This is a genomic window from Streptomyces sp. (genome assembly GCF_031178505.1).
Classification (GTDB): Bacteria; Actinomycetota; Actinomycetes; order Streptomycetales; family Streptomycetaceae; genus Streptomyces; species Streptomyces gulbargensis.
Map to the genome: position 1 here is coordinate 1 of NZ_JAPSIW010000909.1, position 2,411 is coordinate 2,411.

Here is a 2,411-nt window from a genome sequence, read left to right on the forward strand (position 1 = left end):
GGAGGTACGGGTAGGGCTGCAGCTCCCGCTCGCTGCCGGGCGGCGGCTTCACCTTGCCGTCGCGGACCGCCTGGTTGAAGTCGTCGATGTGCCGGAAGCCGAAGGCGGCCAGGTCGTCGTAGCGCAGATCCATCTCGCGCACCACCCACTGGAGGGCCTCGGCGGCCCGCTTGGGGTTGGTGATGATCGGGGTGATCAGGTGCGGGATGCCCTCGTAGGCGGTGAGCTCGACCCGCTTGGGGTCGACCAGCACCATCCGGACGTCCTCGGGGGTCGCTCTTATCATCACCGAGGTGATGAGGCAGTTGATGCACGAGGACTTGCCGGAGCCGGTGGCACCGGCGACCAGGACGTGCGGCATCTTCGCCAGGTTGGCCATCACGTAGCCGCCCTCGACGTCCTTGCCGAGCGCGACGAGCATCGGATGGTCGTCGCCCGCCGCGTCGGCGAGGCGCAGCACGTCCCCGAGGTTCACCATCTCGCGGTCGCTGTTCGGGATCTCGATGCCGACCGCGGACTTGCCGGGGATCGGGGAGATGATCCGCACGTCCGGCGAGGCCACCGCGTAGGCGATGTTCTTCGTCAGGGCGGTGATCTTCTCGACCTTCACGGCGGGCCCGAGCTCGACCTCGTACCGCGTGACCGTCGGGCCCCGGGTGAAGCCGGTGACGGCCGCGTCCACCTTGAACTCGGCGAAGACGGTGGTGAGCGCGTCGACCACGGCGTCGTTGGCGGCGCTGCGGGTCTTGCCCGGCCCGCCGCGTTCGAGCAGGTCGAGCGGCGGCAGGGCGTACGTGATGTCGCCGGACAGCTGGAGCTGCTCGGCCCGGGCGGGCAGCTCGGTCGGTTCGGGCGCGGGCTTGGTCAGGTCCGGTACGGCTCCGCCCGGGCGCTTCTCGCCGCCCCGGGCCGTGGGCACGTTCGGCGGGGCGGCCGGTTCGGCAGCCCCGGTGTCCGGGCCGGCGGCCTTGGCGGCGGCCCGTTCGGCGGTGACGTCCCGGGTGAGGTCGGCGACGAGCGGAGACGGCGGCATGCCGTTGAGGACGGCACCGTCGAGCGCCGCGGCCGCGGCGGCGGCCACGTCGACCGGGTCCATGCCGTGGCCGGGGGCGAGACGCTCGGCGGGGCGGCGGGGCGCCCGGGGGCGACGGCCGAGCGCCTCCTCCTCGGCCCGGTCCACGTCGTACGGCTCGGCCGGACCGGCCGCCCTGCGCCGCACGGGGCGGGGGTCGCGGGGCGCGGCCTCCCGCCACTCCTCGTCGTACTCCTCGTATCCCCGGTACTCGGCGGCGGCCGGGGCACCGGCGGCCTCGACGATGCCGAGCCGGGCGCCGAGCGCGCGCAGCCGCTGCGGGATGGCGGCGACCGGCGTGGCGGTGACCACCAGCAGGCCGAAGATTGTGAGCAGGACGAGCAGCGGGACCGCGAGGACCTCGCCCATCATGAAGACGAGCGGCTTGGAGGCCGCCCAGCCGATGAGGCCGCCCGCGTCCTGCATGGCCTCGGTGCCGTCCCCGCGTCCCGGGGACTCGCAGGCGATGTGGACCTGCCCGAGGACGCCGACGACCAGCGCGGTGAGTCCGATGACGATACGGCCGTTGGCCTCGGGCTTCTCGGGGTGGAGGATGAGCCGCACCGCGACCGCGCCGAGGAGCAGCGGCACCAGCAGGTCCAGCCGTCCGAAGGCGCCGGTCACCAGCATCTCGACCAGGTCGCCGACCGGGCCCCGGAGGTGGGACCAGGTGCCGGCGGCGACGATCAGCGCCAGGCCGAGGAGGAGCAGCGCGAGACCGTCCTTGCGGTGGGCCGGGTCGAGCCCCTTGGCACCGCGCCCTATCCCCCGGAACATCGCCCCGACGGCGTGGGCGAGGCCCAGCCAGATGCCCCGGACGAGCCGGTAGAGCCCGCCGGTCGGGGAGGGCGCGGGGCGGGGCGGGGCCTTCCTCGCCGCGTTCTTCCGGGCGGGCGGGCGCCTGGCGGGTGCCGCCTTCTTGGCCGCCGTCTTCTTCGCGGCCGGTTTGGCGGGGGTCTTCGCCGCCGCCTTCCCGGTCCTGACCGGGGACTTCGCGGGCGCCGCCTTCCTGGCGGCACCCGTCGTCCGGCCGGCGCGCGGTTGTGCGGTGCCCGCCGTGCCCTGGGAACCCTTGCCGGACGTACGTGAAGCCATGGTGCTGAGGTTACCGGTGGAGCGTCGGGCTGTCCGCCTCACCCGAACGTGTCGTCCTTGCGGGGACGGGAAGCTGACGCCGGATCAACGGCCCGACCGCCCTTGACGGTACGTCAATTCTGGGCGGGCATCGAGGGCGCGCCGCCCGTGCCCGGCTCCAGCGCGTCCAATGCCCGGCGCAGCCCGGTGAGCTTGCGCTCCAGGTGGGCGGCGGTGGCGACGGCCGCCGCGTCCGCGGAGTCGT

The 2,411-nt window shown here is 74.4% G+C and carries 1 protein-coding gene and 1 pseudogene; both read right to left on the reverse strand.

The annotated features are described in order from the left end of the window. Positions 1-2,167, reverse strand: a 2,167-nt coding sequence (locus RIF68_RS34300; RefSeq protein ID WP_309055383.1) for a DNA translocase FtsK, incomplete at its 3' end; no start/stop codon positions are given. A 113-nt stretch (positions 2,168-2,280) separates the two neighbouring features. Then, a pseudogene (locus tag RIF68_RS34305) lies at positions 2,281-2,411 on the reverse strand (response regulator); the annotation flags it as partial.